The sequence below is a fragment of the Luteimonas campi genome (assembly GCF_051162505.1).
Taxonomy (GTDB): domain Bacteria; phylum Pseudomonadota; class Gammaproteobacteria; order Xanthomonadales; family Xanthomonadaceae; genus Luteimonas.
Window position 1 is genome coordinate 436,476 of the sequence record NZ_JBNWEM010000003.1, and the last position, 14,889, is coordinate 451,364.

12 protein-coding genes are annotated in these 14,889 nt (G+C 69.7%); 9 read left to right on the forward strand and 3 right to left on the reverse strand.

Translation table 11 applies throughout. From position 1 onward, the window contains the following. The first annotated feature begins 133 nt into the window (after positions 1-133). The 4 genes from tgt (at position 134) to secF (ending at position 4,744) form a co-directional block, all read left to right on the forward strand. On the forward strand, positions 134-1,261 hold the full coding sequence (tgt, locus tag ACQYVW_RS11925) for a tRNA guanosine(34) transglycosylase Tgt (protein ID WP_434947122.1): 1,128 nt from the start codon (positions 134-136) through the stop codon (positions 1,259-1,261). A gap of 149 nt (positions 1,262-1,410) precedes the next feature. After that, positions 1,411-1,752, forward strand: coding sequence for a preprotein translocase subunit YajC (gene yajC, locus ACQYVW_RS11930; RefSeq protein WP_434934201.1), 342 nt, complete (start codon positions 1,411-1,413; stop codon positions 1,750-1,752). Between the two features lie 116 nt (positions 1,753-1,868). After that, entirely contained in the window at positions 1,869-3,755 is a 1,887-nt protein-coding gene (secD, locus tag ACQYVW_RS11935) for a protein translocase subunit SecD (RefSeq protein ID WP_434934202.1), read from the forward strand. A gap of 23 nt (positions 3,756-3,778) precedes the next feature. Then, a complete protein-coding gene (secF, locus tag ACQYVW_RS11940; RefSeq protein ID WP_434947123.1) occupies positions 3,779-4,744 on the forward strand; it encodes a protein translocase subunit SecF in 966 nt (321 codons plus the stop codon). Positions 4,745-5,849: 1,105 nt separating this feature from the next. On the opposite strand, the gene ACQYVW_RS11945 is transcribed toward secF, so the two are convergent. Continuing rightward, the gene (locus ACQYVW_RS11945; RefSeq protein WP_434947124.1) at positions 5,850-6,680 is read right to left on the reverse strand and encodes an inositol monophosphatase family protein; all 831 of its coding nucleotides are present in this window, start codon (positions 6,678-6,680) and stop codon (positions 5,850-5,852) included. 94 nt (positions 6,681-6,774) lie between these two features. Here ACQYVW_RS11945 and ACQYVW_RS11950 point away from each other — a divergent pair, with 94 nt between their 5' ends. From ACQYVW_RS11950 to ACQYVW_RS11960, 3 genes are all read left to right on the forward strand, one after another. Next, on the forward strand, positions 6,775-7,542 hold the full coding sequence (locus tag ACQYVW_RS11950; protein WP_434947218.1) for an RNA methyltransferase: 768 nt from the start codon (positions 6,775-6,777) through the stop codon (positions 7,540-7,542). Positions 7,543-7,751: 209 nt separating this feature from the next. Beyond that, entirely contained in the window at positions 7,752-8,615 is an 864-nt protein-coding gene (locus ACQYVW_RS11955) for a phosphate/phosphite/phosphonate ABC transporter substrate-binding protein (RefSeq protein ID WP_434934219.1), read from the forward strand. Next, entirely contained in the window at positions 8,612-10,741 is a 2,130-nt protein-coding gene (locus tag ACQYVW_RS11960) for a putative bifunctional diguanylate cyclase/phosphodiesterase (RefSeq protein WP_434947125.1), read from the forward strand. The genes ACQYVW_RS11955 and ACQYVW_RS11960 overlap by 4 nt, the downstream gene beginning before the upstream one ends. A 75-nt stretch (positions 10,742-10,816) precedes the next feature. On the opposite strand, the gene ACQYVW_RS11965 is transcribed toward ACQYVW_RS11960, so the two are convergent. Next, positions 10,817-11,482, reverse strand: coding sequence for an exopolysaccharide biosynthesis protein (locus ACQYVW_RS11965; protein ID WP_434934206.1), 666 nt, complete (start codon positions 11,480-11,482; stop codon positions 10,817-10,819). Next, positions 11,460-12,788 (reverse strand): hemolysin family protein, encoded by a 1,329-nt coding sequence (locus tag ACQYVW_RS11970; protein ID WP_434934207.1) that lies wholly within the window; start codon positions 12,786-12,788, stop codon positions 11,460-11,462. The genes ACQYVW_RS11965 and ACQYVW_RS11970 overlap by 23 nt, the downstream gene beginning before the upstream one ends. Before the next feature lie 293 nt (positions 12,789-13,081). Here ACQYVW_RS11970 and ACQYVW_RS11975 point away from each other — a divergent pair, with 293 nt between their 5' ends. Next, complete coding sequence (locus ACQYVW_RS11975) at positions 13,082-13,708, forward strand: DUF47 domain-containing protein (RefSeq protein WP_434934208.1); 627 nt, start codon at positions 13,082-13,084, stop codon at positions 13,706-13,708. Positions 13,709-13,721: 13 nt separating this feature from the next. Then, the gene (locus ACQYVW_RS11980; protein WP_434934209.1) at positions 13,722-14,849 is read left to right on the forward strand and encodes an inorganic phosphate transporter; all 1,128 of its coding nucleotides are present in this window, start codon (positions 13,722-13,724) and stop codon (positions 14,847-14,849) included. Positions 14,850-14,889: the final 40 nt, after the last annotated feature.

A 14,889-nucleotide genomic window follows, 5' to 3' on the forward strand; every position in this document is an offset into this window, starting at 1 on the left:
CCAGCGCACGGCCTGCGCCGCCCCCGTGCCGCGACGCCGGTCGCGGCTCGCCGCCGCACGGAGGCGCCGGCGCAAGCCGGCCGCGGGGTGCCGCGCGCCCTGCGTCCATCACCCATTGAACCCTGCCCAGCCCATGTCCCGCCTCCAGTTCGATCTCCTCAGCACCGACGGCGCCGCGCGCCGCGGCCGGCTCACGTTTCCGCGCGGGGTGGTGGAGACGCCGGCCTTCATGCCGGTGGGCACCTATGGGACGGTCAAGGGCATGCTGCCGGAGCAGGTGCGCGAGACCGGCGCGCAGATCATCCTGGGCAACACCTTCCACCTGTTCCTGCGCCCCGGCCTGGAGGTGATCCAGGCGCATGGCGGCCTGCATGGATTCGCGCGCTGGGATGGCCCGATCCTGACCGACTCCGGCGGCTTCCAGGTGTTCTCGCTGGCGCACCGGCGCAAGATCACCGAGGCCGGCGCCACCTTCGCGGCGCCGACCGATGGCTCGAAGGTCTTCCTCGGTCCCGAGGAGTCGATGCACATCCAGAAGGTGCTGGGCAGCGACATCGTCATGATCTTCGACGAGTGCCCGCCGGTGAACGTCGACGGCAAGCCGGTCGACAAGCGCGTGATCGAGCGCTCGATGGAGCTGTCGCTGCGCTGGGCGGAGCGGTCCCGACGTGCCCACGAGGGCAATGACGCGGCCCTGTTCGGGATCGTGCAGGGCGGCGTGCACCACGATCTGCGCACGCGCTCGGCCGAGGGCCTGCAGCGGATCGGTTTCGACGGTTACGCCATCGGCGGCCTGGCGGTGGGCGAGACCGAGGACGAGCGCAACGCCATGCTCGAGCACACCTGTCCGCAGCTGCCGAGCGACCGCCCGCGCTACCTGATGGGCGTGGGGCGGCCGGAGGACCTGGTCGAGGCCGTGGCCCGCGGGGTGGACATGTTCGACTGCGTGATGCCGACCCGCAACGCGCGCAACGGCCACTATTTCACGTCCACCGGCGTGGTGCGGGTGCGCAACGCGAAGTACGAGCGGGACCTGCGGCCGATCGAGGAGGGCTGCGGCTGCCCGGCCTGCGCCGGCGGCTACAGCCGCGCCTACCTGCGGCACCTGGATCGCTGCAACGAGATGCTCGGCCCGATCCTGGGCACCCTGCACAACCTGTGGCACTACCAGAAGCTCATGGCCGACATGCGCGCGGCCATCGCGGCGGGAACCTTCTCCGCCTTCCGCGAGTCCTTCCACGCGCTGCGGCTGCCGCGCTAGCGGCTGCCGGGACCGTCCCGGCCTGCGCCGCGGCGCCCGGCCCCGGGCCGCAGGTCCGCCGGCCGCCGGCCGCCGGCCGCCCGGGTCCCGCGTCGGGGCGCGCCGGGGCCGTGGCATAATTCCCCGCTATTTTTCCGACGGATGTCGCCATGAACCTGCTTGACCTGCTCATCGCCCCGGCCCACGCCCAGGCCGCCGGTGCGCCCGCCGCCCCGAGCCTGATGGGCGCCGTGCTGCCGTTCCTGATCCTGTTCGCGGTCATGTACTTCCTGATGATCCGCCCGCAGATGAAGAAGCAGAAGGAACACCGCGCCATGATCGACAAGCTGGCGGTCGGCGACGAGGTGATCACCAGCGGCGGCATCGCAGGCGTGGTGCGCGCGCTGGGCGAGAGCTTCGTGACCGTGGAGATCGCCGATCGCGTCGAGATCCGCCTGCAGCGCGGCGCCATCGGCAACGTGCTGCCCAAGGGCACGCTCAAGTCGGCCTGAGGCCGAGGACCCATCACCGCGGCAGTCCCGCGGACGGCGCGATGCCGTGACGGTTCCCCGATGCGTCGGGGACCGGCCCCCGGGGGTGCGCCCCCTTTCGCCAGGCGATACCTGCAATGCTTGAATTTCCCCGCTGGAAATACGCCCTCATCCTGATCGTGGTGCTGTTCAGCGCGCTCTATGCGCTGCCGAACCTTTACCAGAAGGATCCCTCGGTGCAGGTCACCAAGAACCGCCCGGCGGCGGTGGTGGACGAGGCCCTGGTACAGCGCGTGGAAGGGCTGCTGACCGAAGCCGGCGTGAGCGCTCGCTCGATCACGCTGGAGGGCGACCAGGTACTGGTGCGCCTGCCCGATGCGTCCACCCAGACCCGCGCCTCCGACGTGCTGCGCCCTGCGCTGGGGCAGGACTACTCGGCCGCGCTGAACCTGGTGCCGACCACGCCGGCCTGGCTCGAAAAGCTGGGCGCACGGCCGATGTCGCTGGGCTTGGACCTGCAGGGCGGCGTGCACTTCATGATGCAGGTCGACCAGAAGGCGGCGCTGGAAAAGCGCCTCGACGGCTACGCCGACGCCATCCGCACGGCGCTGCGCGAGGCCCGGATCGGCTACACCGGCGCCGACCGGCGGCCGGACGGCAGCATCCTGGTCACCCTGGCCAACGCCGCCGATGCCGCGCGCGCGCGCAGCGAGATCGTCACGGCGATGGGCGGCCTCGGCGGCGGCGCGGCGCTGGCCACCAGCGGCCCGACCCTGGACGTCGACGGCAACCGCATCAGCGTGCGCCTGTCGGAGGGCGAGTTGAACCGTATCGCCACCGACGCCATCGAGCAGAACCGCAACGTCATCGCCAACCGCATCAACGCCATCGGCGTGGCCGAGCCCTCGCTGCAGCGCCAGGGCGAGGACCGCCTGGTGATCCAGCTGCCGGGCCTGCAGGACACCGCGGAGGCCAAGCGCCTGATCGGCGCCACCGCCACCCTGGAGTTCCGCGCCGTCACCGGCGACGAGAACCAGGCCGCGGCGGCCCTGGCCGACAACAACGTGCCGGCCGGCTCGCGCATCTACTACGACCAGAACGGGCAGCCGCTGCTGCTGTCGCGGCGCCTGCTGGTGGCCGGCGACGAACTGGTCAACGCGCAGCCGCAGGTCGATCCGCAGACCGGCATGCCTGCGGTCTCGATCACGCTCAATGCGGCGGGCGGCAAGCGGATGCTCGACCACACCCTCGAGAACGTGGGCAATCGCCTCGGTATCGTCTACGTCGAGCGCATCCCGACCGTGACCATGGTCAACGGCGAGGAGGTGCGCTCGTCGCGCACCGAGGAGCGCGTGATCAGCTCCTCGACCATCCGCGGCGTGTTCGGCAAGGACTTCCAGACCACCGGCCTGAGCCGCGAGGAAGCCGCCGCGCTGGCCAAGCAGCTCAAGGCCGGTGCGCTGGCCGCGCCGATGGACTTCGTGGAGGAAGGCGTGATCGGGCCGACGCTCGGCGCCGAGAACGTGGCGCGCGGCACCCAGGCGGTGATGTACGCATTCATGTTCACCCTGGTGTTCTTCGCGCTGTACTACCGCATGTTCGGCCTGATCACCTGCGTGGCGCTGCTGCTCAACCTGCTGATGGTGGTGGCGGTGATGTCGATGTTCGGCGCCACCATGACCCTGCCGGGCTTTGCCGGCCTGGCGCTGTCGATCGGCATGTCGGTGGATGCGAACGTGCTCATCAACGAGCGTATCCGCGAGGAGTTGCGCGCCGGTCTGCCGCCACGCACCGCCATCGCCACCGGCTACGACAAGGCCTCGGGCACCATCTTCGACTCCAACATGACCGCGCTGCTGGCGGGCGTGGCGCTGTACGCCTTCGGCACCGGCCCGCTGCGCGGCTTCGCGGTGACGATGTTGATCGGCATCCTGACCTCGGTGTTCACCGCGGTCACCGTTTCCCGGGGCGTGGCCACGCTGCTCTACGGCGGCCGTCGCAAGCTCAAGTCGATCGCCATCTGATCGCCGGACCCACTGGAAGACACATGGCACTTTTCCCGATTCAGCTCATCCCGGCCAACACCCGCATCGACTTCATGCGCTGGCGCTGGATTACGGTCATCTTCATGCTGGTGATGATGGTCGCCTCGATCGTGCAGATCGCGGTCAACGGCTTCAACTACGCGCTGGACTTCACCGGCGGCACCTCGGTAGAGCTGCTGTTCGAGAAGCCGGCCGACGTGGACGCGGTGCGCGAGCGCCTGGAGGCCGCCGGCTATCCCGGCGCGCAGGTGCAGACCATGGGCACCGGCTCGGACCTGATGATCCGGCTGCAGCCCAAGGACGGTGGCAGCGACGCGGAGGCGATCAACCGGACCGCGGACGACGTGCTTCGCGCCGCCGGCACCGAGGACAACCCGGCCACGATCAAGGGACGTTCGTTCGTCGGTCCGCAGGTAGGCCAGGACCTGGCGAAGAAGGGCATCTACGCGATCGTGTTCGTGGTGCTGGGTTTCCTGATCTACATCGCCTTCCGCTTCGAATGGAAGTTCGCGGTGTCGGCGATCGTCACCACGCTGGGCGACGTGGTGATCGTGGCCGGCTGGTTCTCGCTGGCGGGCCGCGAGTTCGACCTGACCCTGCTGGCGGGCCTGCTGACGGTGATGGGCTTCTCGATCAACGACACCATCGTGGTCTTCGACCGCGTGCGCGAGAACTTCCGGGGCATGCGCGGCGAGTCGCTGGAGATTCTCAACATGTCGATCAACCAGACCCTGTCGCGCACGATCATCACCTCGGTGGTGGCGTTCCTGACCGTGCTGGCGCTGTACATCTACGGCGGCGGTTCGCTGGAGGGCATGTCCGAGGCGATGATGATCGGCATCGTGATCGGCACCGCGTCCTCGATCCTGGTGGCCTGTCCGTTGCTCACCTTCGGCGTGCTGCGAGTGAGCAAGCAGGACCTGCTGCCCAAGGCCCGCGACGAGGAGGCGCTCGCGCGCAGGCCGTGAGGGCCGGTGCGGATGGCGGTCCGTGATGGGTGATCCGGAAGGGCGGGGCACTGCGACCGGACGCCGCAACGCAGAAGGCCGCGCATTGCGCGGCCTTCCTGTTCGTATGAACTGTTCTTGCGGGCGGCGTGGTGGGCGTTCGCGAGTCCGTCGTGGGCCGCTTGGTCGCGTGGCGTTGCGAACTCGGGGAGCCGCTGCAGCCGGCAGGCCTGCTCCGCGAATGTCCCCCGGCATCCGCCTGCGGCGGATGCCTTCTCCTTGATTTCGCTGCGCAGGCCTGCCGGGCGCAGCGTCACATGGCTCCGGAGCCAGTGGTTGCCGCACCGGCGCGGCTGGACGATTTCCAACGCGCCTGTGGTGTTTGCAGGCGGATGCGGATACCCCCGGCTGCGAAATCAAGGGGCGGCGAACACCTAAGACCGTTGCTTGAGGACATTCTTGCTCATTCCTGCTGTCTCGGTTGGCCAGTGGGTTCGTCAATCCGCGGAGCGCTTCGCCACACGGCGTCGCGAACTTGGGAGCCGCTGCGACCGGCAGGCCTGCTCCGCGAATGTCCCCCGCCATCCGCCTGCGGCGGATGCCTCCTCCTTGATTTCGCTGCGCAGGCTTGCCGGCCGCAGCGTCACATGACTCCGGAGGCAGTGGTTGCCGCTCCGGCGCGGCTGGACGATCTACGACGCGCCTGGGGTGTTTGCGGGCGGATGCGAATGCCCCGCCTGTGAAATCAAGAGGAAGACGCTCACTGAGGGCGTCGGCATCGGGCTTCGGATGCGGCAGTCGCCATGCGGACCTGGCGCAGCGATCAGCAAGGAGTCCGAGGACTCCACAGGCGGATGCGGACACCCCCAGCTGCGAAATCAAGGGGGAGGCGACGGCCGAAGGCCGTTGCCGGAGGACATTCGCAGCTGGGGATGTCCGTAGCCGACGCCCGGCAGAGCCAGACGCTTGTGTCTTCTGCCCGGTCTGCAATGCGCGGCGGGAGCACGTCGATCCCACCCATGTCGGACAAGGCGAAAGGCTGTTCCGCTCAGGCCGGGGCGACGGGCGCCGACCTGGACGCAGGTTGCAGGGCGGCCCGATCGCCTGGTCTTCGCCGCAGCAAACCTCAGTCGAACGTCGCCGCGTAGCCGGAGGACACGATGACCTTCTGCAGCGCCTCGGTGACCCGGAGGTTGCCGGCCATCAGCGGCCGGCCCGTGCCCATCGCCACGTGCATCGGCCCGGTCGGCGCACCGCGGAAGTCGGTTACGCGGCCGCCTGCCTCGCGCACCAGCAGCACGCCCGCGGCGATGTCCCAGGGCTGGACCCCGGCTTCGAAATAGGCGTCGCAGCGGCCTGCGGCCACCCACGCCAGGTCGAGGGCGGCCGAGCCGGTGCGGCGCACGTCCTCGGCCTCGCGCAGCAGCACCTTCAGGCAGTCCAGCTGCGCATCGGCGCGCTTGCGTTCGCGCGGCGGGAAGCCGGTGACCAGCATGGCGCCGGACAGCTCCTTGCGCTCGGAGACGCGCACGCGCTTCTCGTTGAGCTGGGCGCCGGCGCCGCGGGACGCGGTGAACAGTTCGTTGCGCAGCGGATCGAACACCACCGCGTGCAGCGGCTCAGGCCCTTCGCACAGCGCGATCGAAACGCACCAGTGCGGGATTCCGTGCAGGTAGTTGCTGGTGCCGTCGAGCGGATCGATGACCCAGGTGTAGCGGCTGGGGCCGCGGTTGCCCTTCTGTGCGCCGCCTTCCTCGCCGAGGATGGCGTAGTCCGGATTGGCCCGGCGCAGTTCCTTGACGATGGCTTCCTCGGCCAGGCCGTCCACCTCGGAGGCGTAGTCCAGCCGGTCCTTTTCCACCACGTTCAGCGCGTCCAGGCGGTGCATGTGGCGCAGCAGCACGTTGCCCCCGGCGCGCGCGGCCTTGACCATGACATTGACGGCGGGGGCAAGCATCGGGGGAACTCCGTGGGACAGGCGGGCAGGGGGAAAGAGCAGGCCGGCGCCAGGGCCGGTCGCGCAGTTTACCATCCGCGCCATGAGCGAACTCCTGCACGCGGCCGACCGGCTCCGCATCGTCCTGGTCGGCACCCAGCATCCCGGCAACATCGGCGCGGCCGCACGCGCGATGAAGACGATGGGGCTGCGCCAGCTGGTGCTGGTCGCCCCGGAGCGTTACCCCCATGCCGACGCCGTGGCGATGGCCGCCGGCGCCGACGACGTGCTCGAGGCCGCGACGCGGGTATCGACCCTGGCCGAAGCCGTGGCCGATTGCCGCCTGGTGCTGGGATGTACCGCGCGCAGCAGGCGCATCGCGCTCGACGAACTGTTGCCCGGCGAGGCGGCCTCGCGCGCGCTGGCGACCGTCGGCAACGGTACCTCGGCCGCCCTGGTGTTCGGACGCGAGCGCACGGGCCTGGACAACGCCGAGCTGCAGCTATGCCATGCGGCGGTGCATATTCCCGCCGATCCGGTGTACAGCTCGCTCAACCTGGCGGCCGCGGTGCAGGTGCTCTGCTACGAGTTGCGCCTGGCCATGCTCGGCCGGCGCGCCGCGGCGCCGGCGCTGCCCGCGGCCGATGGCGACGTGCCGGCGAGCCATGCGGAGCTGGAAGGGTTCTTCGCGCAGCTGGCCGACACGCTCGACGCCATCGACTTCCACAAGGGGCGCGCGCCCGAATCGGCGATGCGCAAGCTGCGCCGCATCTTCCTGCGCAGCCAGCTCGACGATCGGGATGTACGCCTGCTGCGCGGGGTACTGGCAGACGCCCAGCGCATGGCGCGGCTGGCGGGAGAACGCGGCGCCAGTGGCGGCTGAGCCCATGGGCATGTCGCAGACCGTGACCCGTCAGGACACGGAATGGCCCGGCCGGCATGCGCGCGCCTGCCGGCCCGCGCTACCGGCGGGCGTGGTTTTCGGCTAGGCTCGCCGCCGTACGAGCACCCGAGCCGCAGCGGAACCGTCCCTTGTCAGTGTCTCCATCCGGTTCCCTCCATCTCCTGCTGTCGCTGGTGCTCTGGCTCGTCATGCTCCAGCCGGCACTGGCCGACGACGGGGTGCTGGTGCTGGGCCGCATCAGCGACGATCCCAAGGCGCATTACGACCAGCTCAGGCCGCTGCTGGACTACGTGGTCCCGCGCATGGCGGATGTCGGCATCCGCGAAGGCCGCGTCCTCATGGCGCGCGATGCCCAGCAGATGCAGAGCTACATGCGCCGCGGCCGGGTGGACTGGGTCACCGAAACTGCCGGCACCGCCATGGCGCTCGCCGACCGCGCCGGCGCACTCCCGCTGCTGATGACCGAGCGCGACGGCGTGGCCCGTTACCACACCGTCTATTTCGTCCGCAAGGACAGCCCTGTGCGCGAGCTGGCCGACCTGCGCGGACGCAGCATCGCGTTCCAGAACCGGTCCTCGACCAGCGCCTACTACGTGCCCGCCGACGAGTTGCTCGACATCGGCCTGCGCCTCGAAGTGTTGCTCTCGCCGATGGACCGGCCAGGACCGGATTCGGTGGGCTATGTGTTCGGCCGCTCCGAGCTCAACGTCTCTGCCTGGGTGCACAAGCGCCTGGTCGATGCCGGCGCGATGAGCAATCTGGACTGGGTCAATCCCAAGCGGGTGCCCCCCTCCTACCGCCGCGACTTCCGCATCGTGCGCGAGAGCGGGCAGTTCCCGCGCGCGCTGGAGATGGTGCGGGGCGACCTCGATCCGCGCGTGCGCGAGCGGCTGCGCGAGGTCCTGGCCGGCGCCGCCGCCGACCCGGACGCGCGCGAGGCGCTGCTGCGCTTCTTCAAGACCACTCGCTTCGTCCCGATCGACGAGGAGACCACCGCCGCCCTGATGCAGTTGCGCCAGGGCGTGGCGCGCGTTTCCAGGGAGGTCGAATGACGCGCACCCGTTTCGGGCTGCAGGCGCGCTTCGCGCTGCTGGCCGCCGGGGTGCTGCTGGTGACCCTGGCGCTGGTGGCGCTGGTGCTGCAGCGCCAGAACGAGCTGCACAGCGAGGTGCGCACCCTGGGCCTGCAGGCGATCGACGACTTCTCGTCCCGGCGCCTGCTGTCGCAGGGCGAGGCCCAGGTGCTGCAGCTGGCCGATTCGCTGGTCAACCCGCTGTACTACTTCGATCTGGATGCGATCGGGTCGTCGCTGCGGCAGACGCTGCGCCAGCCGGACGTGAGTTACGTCATCGTCTACGACAACGACGGCCAGGTGATCCACGACGGCAGCCCGGACATCTCCACCTACGGCCAGACGATGTCCGATCCGCTGGCCTACGAGGTGCTGTCGATCACCGGCGCCCACGTGCAGGCCACCGGGCAGCTGCTCGACATCGCCGCGCCCATCCGCATCGGCGACCAGCGCCTGGGCGGCGTGCGCGTGGGCTACTCGCTGGAGGCGGTCAAGGCCGACGAACGCCAGATCGGCGGCATCATGTCCGGCCGCCTGCGCGAGGTCAGCCGCGGCCAGCTGCTCTGGGTGGGCCTGCTGCTGACCGGCCTGGTGGCATTGCTGGCGGGTATCGGGCTGGTGGTGCAGCGCAGGCTGGTGTCGCCGATCCGGCAACTGGCCGATGCCGCGCGCGGCATCGAGGCCGGGAACTTCGATACGGCCGTGCCGGCCACCCGCCGCGCCGACGAGATCGGCGACCTGGTACGCGCGTTCTCGCACATGCGCGACAGCATTCTTCGCCACGACCGCGACATCCGCCGCATGGCGTACACCGACGCGTTGACCGGCCTGTCGAACCGGCTGGCGTTCCGCGAGATGCTCGACCAGCGCGTGGCCGAGAGCAATGGCGCCGCGCGGCAGCTGGCGCTGCTGTTCACCGACATCGACGATTTCAAGCGCGTCAACGACACCATCGGCCACGATGCCGGCGACGAGGTGCTGATGCAGTTCGCCGGCCGCATAGGCGAGGTGATCGCGCTGCATGGCGGCGAGGGCGCGGTGCTGGCCCGCTTCGGCGGCGACGAGTTCGTGATCCTGCTGCAGGGCGATGCCGGCAGCGACATCCGCGAGCGCGCCGGGCGTCTGGCGGACGTGCTGGTGGAGGAACTGGGTCGGCCCATCGCGGTGCGCGGGCGGCCGGTGTTCCTGGGCATCTCGATCGGCATTGCACTGTTTCCGGACGATGCCGTCGACGTGCCGGCCCTGCTCAAGAACGGCGACATCGCCATGTACCAGGCCAAGGTGGCGGGCAAGAGCTGCCACCGCTTCTACAGCCGGGTGATGGATCAGGCGGTGGAGCGGCGCGTGCGGATGGAGCAGGACCTGCGGGGGGCCTGGGAGCGCGGCGAGCTGAGCCTGGCCTACCAGCCGCTGTACAGGCTGTCGGACGGCAAGCTGGTCGGTGCCGAGGCGCTGCTGCGCTGGCGGCACCCCGATCATGGCCAGGTGTCGCCGGCGCTGTTCGTCGACGTGGCCGAGCAGAGCGGCCTGATCGAGGCGATCGGCCCGCAGGTGTTGCGCGCGGCCTGCATGGACGCGCGCGGCTGGCAGCGCAACGTGCCCGGCGCGCAGGGCTTGTTCGTTTCGGTCAACGTGTCGCCGCGCCAGCTGCGGGCCGGCGACCTGGCCGCGCTCACCGAGTCGGTGCTACGCGAGAGCGGCCTGGCCCCGCATCACCTGCACATCGAACTGACCGAGACCGCGGTGATCGCCGACGAGGCGCGCGTGAGCAGCGTGCTGGCGCGGCTGCGCAACACCGGGGTCAAGGTGTGGCTGGACGACTTCGGCACGGGTTTCTCCGGCCTCAGTCACCTGCGCCGGGTGCCGGTGGACGGGGTCAAGATCGACCGCAGCTTCATCGCCGACGTGCTGCGCGATCCGGACGACCTCGCGCTCACCACGGCGATCATCGCGATGGCCCATTCGCTGGGGATCCAGGTCGTGGCCGAGGGCGTGGAGAAGGAAGGGCAGTACGCCATCCTGCGCGAGCGCGGCTGCGACATGGCCCAGGGGTTCTGGCTGGGCCATCCGGTGGCCAACGCCGAGTTCGTGCGGCTGCTGGGCTGAGGTTCGCCGGGCCGGCCCTGAGCCCGCATCGGCCGGCAAGACGCGAGGCGCGTCGCGGAGACGGTTGCCCGCGCGTTACGCGAACAGGCCCCCCAGCCACTGCGTCGCCGCCGTCGCCAGTGCGCCGCTGAGGACGCCGAACACCACGATCGCGACGATGCCCGCCACCCAGCACGCCAGCATCAGCCCGCCGTCGCGCTCGAGCAGGGCGAAGGCGTAGACCAGCAGCAGGCTGCCGAACAGGTAATTGGTGAACGGGATCGGCAGCGCCAGCAGGATGCCGAGCAGCACCAACAGCAGGCCGGTGAACATCGCCGCGGCGCGGTGCTCGATGATCGCGGTCAGGCGCGGCTTGACCACGCGCTCCAGGCGCGTCAGCCATGGATCGATCGTGCGCTGGAACGCCTGCAGCGTGGCGCGGCGCGGGCCGCGGCGGGCGACGAAGCGCGGCAGCCACAGGCGGCGCATCCCGACCAGCAGGTGCACGCCCACCAGCACCGTCGCCGGGCCGCTGATCGCGCCACCGACGCCCGGGATGGGGATGAACGCGGGCAGGGTCGACACGAACAGCAGCATGCCGAACACCTGCCGGCTCAATCCGGCCAGCAGGTCCTCCAGCCGCAGGTGATCCTCGCCGTCGCCGCTGGCCAGCGCATCGAACAGCTCCCGCGTGCCGAGGGGGCCGGCCGCCGCGCGGCCGGTGGAAGTGGCGGGGTCCTCAGTGCTCACGATCGCCCGCATCCACACGCTGCAGCAGCAGCTTGTCGATCCGGGGGCCATCCAGGTCGACCACCTCGATGCGCCAGCCGCCCCATTCGAAATGCTCGCCGACGTTGGGAATGCGCCCGAAACGGGCGATCACCATGCCGGCCGCGGTGTGATAGTCGTGCTCGTCCTCGCCCGGCAGCGCGCCGATCCCGATCAGCTCGCGCACCGTTTCCACCGAGGCACCGCCGTCGACCAGCAGCGAACCGTCGTCGCGGGTGGTGACCTGCGACACCGCGTCCGGGCCCTCGCCGGTCTGGGTTCGCCCGATCACCGCTTCCAGCACGTCGTTGACCGTGACCAGGCCGGCCACGTCGCCGTATTCGTCGACCACCAGCGCCAGCGAGTACTGCTCCTCGCGCAGGATCTCCAGCAGCTTCAGCGCAGGGGTCGATTCGGAGACGAACAGCGGCTCGCGCAGATACTTGAACAGATCGAATTCGGGCTCTTCCAGGCGGTCGATCAGCGACTTGATCTCGAGGATGCCGACCACGTCGGCGTCGTTGCCGCGATACACTGGATACCGCGAGAACGGGGTAGCGCGCATCAGCGCCAGGTTTTCCTCGAAGCCCTCCGCCACGTCCAGCCAGGCAATGCGCGTGCGCGGCGTCATCAGGCTGGCCGCGGTCCGGTCGCCCAGGCGCAGTACCCGGTTCATCATGTTGCGCTCGTCGGCGTCGATCACGCCCTGCTCGTGGCTCTCGCTCACCAGCAGCCGGATCTCCTCTTCCGTGACCTGGCCGGCCTCGGTGTCGTTCAGCCGCAGCAGGCGCAGGATCGCGGCTACCGAGGCGCCCAGCAGGCGCACTGCCGGGCTGGCAATGCGCGACAGCCAGTGCATCGGCAGGGCGACCGCGGCGGCCAGCCGCTCCGGCGCCAGCAGGGCCAGCCGCTTGGGCACCAGTTCGCCCAGGACGATGCTCAGGTAGGTGATCAGGCCGACCGCGAGCACGGTACCCGTCACCGCCGCGTAGGTGCCGTCGAAGAACGGCATCTTCGCGCCCATGGCCGGGAACGTCCTGAACAGCCAGCCGCCGATGCGGGCGCCGATGGCATCGCCGCCGAACATGCCGGTGAGGATGCCAATCAGGGTGATGCCCACCTGCACGGTGGACAGGAACCGCTCGGGATGCTCGGCCAGTTCCAGCGCCTTGCGCGCGCCGCGGTGGCCGGCGGCCAGCTGCCGGAGGCGCCCCTTGCGGGACGTGACCACCGACATCTCCGACAGCGCGAAGAAGGCGTTGCAGCCGATCAGGACCAGGACGATGGCGAGCTCAAGCATCGGCTGCCTGCCGGGTCGGGTGCGGAAGGGGTGCCGGGACGCGGGCTGCCAGCGGGGCGGTCAAGGCGGAAACCGGGCAGAGGCGGCGGCCCGGGCGGGGCCGGTGGGGCAGTGGAGGAGGTTCGTCGTCCATCGGGGCGGCGGCGCGGCACGGGTGCGCGGCAGCGGATCATAACACCCTGTCCGGGAAGCCATTTCGCGGCCCGGGGTCGGCCGCAATGGCGGCAGGTGTCATCCAGCGGTCATAATTCCGCTCCGAAGGCCGTCCACTCCCCGGCGGCGGGATCTCCCCGATGTTCTCCTTGCAAACCATGTTCGGACAGGGCAACCAGTTCTACTCGCTGCTCGAGGACGCCGCGACGGCGGCCAACGACGCCGCCCGGGCCTTGCACGCCATGCTCAGGGAAGCCGACCGGCAGCCGGCCCTGGACGCCTTCAAGCTGGCCCGCCTGCGCGAGCGCGAGGCATCGGACAAGATCAGCCAAGCCCTGGTGGACAGCTTCATCACCCCGATCGAGCGCGAGGACATCGAAGCGCTGGGCTCGGCCCTGTACAAGATCCCCAAGCAGATCGAGAAGTTCGCCGACCGCTATTCGCTGGCCACCCAACACCTGGAGCACATCGACTTCGCGCCGCGTGCGGCGATGCTCGAGCAGGCCTCGGGCGTGGTCGTGGACATGGTCAAGCAGCTCCGGCACATGAAGCTCGAGCCGATGAAGCAGCTCAACGACCGCCTGCGCTCGCTCGAGAACGAGGCCGACCGGCTGATGCTCGAGCTCTACCGGGACATCTACTCGGGCAAGCTCGATCCGCTGCAGATGTTCCTGCTCAAGGAATTCTTCGAGATCCTGGAAAAGGCCATCGACCGCTGCCGCGAGGCCGGCGTGGTCGCCTACGAAATCGTGCTCAAGAATTCCTGACCGGGCCACGACGATGCTGACCCTGGTCCTGATCGTGGTGCTCACGGCGCTGGTGTTCGAATACATCAACGGCTTCCACGACACCGCCAATTCGATCGCCACCGTGGTGGCCACCAAGGTGCTTTCGCCGATGCAGGCGGTGGGCCTGGCCGCCTCGATGAACCTGATCGGCGCGTTGGCCGGCACCGCGGTGGCCAAGACCATCTCCTCCGGGCTGATCGACGCGGGCGTGATCGAGGTCGGCTCGCAGTTGATCCTGTGCGCGCTGCTGGGCGGCATCACCTGGAACCTGATCACCTGGTGGTTCGGCCTGCCGTCCTCGTCCTCGCACGCCCTGATCGGCGGCCTGATCGGCGCGGCGCTGGCGGCTGCGGCCAACAACATCGACGTGGTGATCTGGTCCGAACCGGCCGACCCGGTCTACCGCAGCGCGGGCGTGCTGTGGAAGGTGATCGTGCCAATGGTGTCATCGCCGGTGCTGGGCTTCGCCGCGGGCTTCCTGATGATGGGCGTGCTGTTCTTCGTCATCTCGATGATGGCGCGCAGCGGCGGCTGGCTGGCGCGCATCGCCCGCCCGCGCTGGGTCAACGGCTTCTTCGGCAAGGCGCAGATCGTCAGCGCGGCCGGCATGGGCTTCGCCCACGGCATGAACGACGCGCAGAAGACGATGGGGATCGTCGCGCTGACCCTGGTCAGCGCCCAGGCCGCGGGCACGCTGGATGTGCTGCCGGGATGGCTGGAATTCCTGCACCCGTCCGACGAGGCGCTGGCCAACGGCGATATCGACACCTGGATCAAGATCACCTGCGCCGTGGTGATGGCGGCCGGCACCGCGGCCGGCGGCTGGCGCATCATCAAGACCCTCGGCCACAAGCTAGTCAAGCTGCACCCGATCCACGGTTTCGCCGCGGAAACCAGCGCGGCCTCGGTGATCCTCGCGGCCTCGTCGCTGGGCATCCCGGTGTCGACCACGCACAACATCTCGTCGGCCATCATGGGCGTGGGCACGGCCAAGCGCCTGAACGCGATCAAGTGGACCGTGGTCCACAAGATGATCTGGGCCTGGATCCTGACCATCCCGATGTCGGGCGGTATCGCCTACCTGCTGTTCCGCCTGATGCAGAACATGGGCTGGGCTTGAGGGGCCGGGATACGGGAGTCGGGATTCGGGATCCGGAAGG

What these genes read in the sequence shown, in the direction of transcription:
- tgt (WP_434947122.1), top strand. Translation starts at nt 134, where the DNA reads ATGTCCCGCCTCCAGTTCGATCTCCTCAGCACCGACGGCGCCGCGCGC.
- yajC (WP_434934201.1), top strand. Translation starts at nt 1,411, where the DNA reads ATGAACCTGCTTGACCTGCTCATCGCCCCGGCCCACGCCCAGGCCGCC.
- secD (WP_434934202.1), top strand. Translation starts at nt 1,869, where the DNA reads ATGCTTGAATTTCCCCGCTGGAAATACGCCCTCATCCTGATCGTGGTG.
- secF (WP_434947123.1), top strand. Translation starts at nt 3,779, where the DNA reads ATGGCACTTTTCCCGATTCAGCTCATCCCGGCCAACACCCGCATCGAC.
- ACQYVW_RS11945 (WP_434947124.1), bottom strand. Translation starts at nt 6,680, where the DNA reads ATGCTTGCCCCCGCCGTCAATGTCATGGTCAAGGCCGCGCGCGCCGGG.
- ACQYVW_RS11955 (WP_434934219.1), top strand. Translation starts at nt 7,752, where the DNA reads ATGCTCCAGCCGGCACTGGCCGACGACGGGGTGCTGGTGCTGGGCCGC.
- ACQYVW_RS11960 (WP_434947125.1), top strand. Translation starts at nt 8,612, where the DNA reads ATGACGCGCACCCGTTTCGGGCTGCAGGCGCGCTTCGCGCTGCTGGCC.
- ACQYVW_RS11965 (WP_434934206.1), bottom strand. Translation starts at nt 11,482, where the DNA reads ATGCGGGCGATCGTGAGCACTGAGGACCCCGCCACTTCCACCGGCCGC.
- ACQYVW_RS11970 (WP_434934207.1), bottom strand. Translation starts at nt 12,788, where the DNA reads ATGCTTGAGCTCGCCATCGTCCTGGTCCTGATCGGCTGCAACGCCTTC.
- ACQYVW_RS11975 (WP_434934208.1), top strand. Translation starts at nt 13,082, where the DNA reads ATGTTCTCCTTGCAAACCATGTTCGGACAGGGCAACCAGTTCTACTCG.
- ACQYVW_RS11980 (WP_434934209.1), top strand. Translation starts at nt 13,722, where the DNA reads ATGCTGACCCTGGTCCTGATCGTGGTGCTCACGGCGCTGGTGTTCGAA.